1 protein-coding gene and 1 pseudogene are annotated in these 525 nt (G+C 64.8%); one reads left to right on the top strand and one right to left on the bottom strand.

The window, feature by feature from the left end; genetic code table 11:
* A pseudogene (locus tag RA19_RS27590) lies at window positions 1-127 on the top strand (EamA/RhaT family transporter); the annotation flags it as partial.
* A gap of 101 nt (window positions 128-228) precedes the next feature.
* Here the strand turns inward: RA19_RS27590 and RA19_RS25305 are convergent.
* A partial coding sequence (locus tag RA19_RS25305; RefSeq protein ID WP_039168685.1) for an SDR family oxidoreductase occupies window positions 229-525 on the bottom strand: 297 nt, incomplete at its 5' end.

Raw genomic sequence — 525 nt, 5'->3', positions numbered from 1 at the left:
GACGCTGGTGATGCTGGCGGGTGCCGCACTGGTGATTGCCGGCAACGGGCTGGTGATCTGGCGCGAGCATCAGCTGGGCTTGCAGCGCGGCAAGGCCAAGCCGATGATTGATCCTAAAGGCGGATAATGGGCTCTAGTTCGGGAAGTTTCGCGGCTGGAGCCCGCATGGCGACGCGCCCGGCCCTGGGAAGGGACGGGCGCAGCCTCCTTGCGTCCAGGCGGAGCAGTTCAGATAGCGCGGGTCAGCGCCCCGTCCACACGGATGTTCTGGCCAGTGGTGTAACCCGCATCATCCGAGGCCAGATAGGCAATCAGCGACGACACTTCACGGGCCGTGCCATAGCGGCCCATCGGGATCCGAGCCTTGCGGTCCTCAGTCTCTGGCAAGCTGTCGATGAAGCCCGGCAGCACGTTGTTCATCCGCACGCCCTGGGCGGCAAACTTATCCGCAAACAGCTTGGTGAAGCTCGCCAGCCCAGCCCGGAACACGCCGGAGGTCGGAAACAGCGGGTCCGGCTCAAACAC

This window comes from Leisingera sp. ANG-M1 (assembly GCF_000813745.1).
Classification (GTDB): domain Bacteria; phylum Pseudomonadota; class Alphaproteobacteria; order Rhodobacterales; family Rhodobacteraceae; genus Leisingera.
The sequence above is the reverse complement of the archived record's forward strand: the minus strand, read 5'-3'. Positions and strand labels throughout refer to the sequence as shown.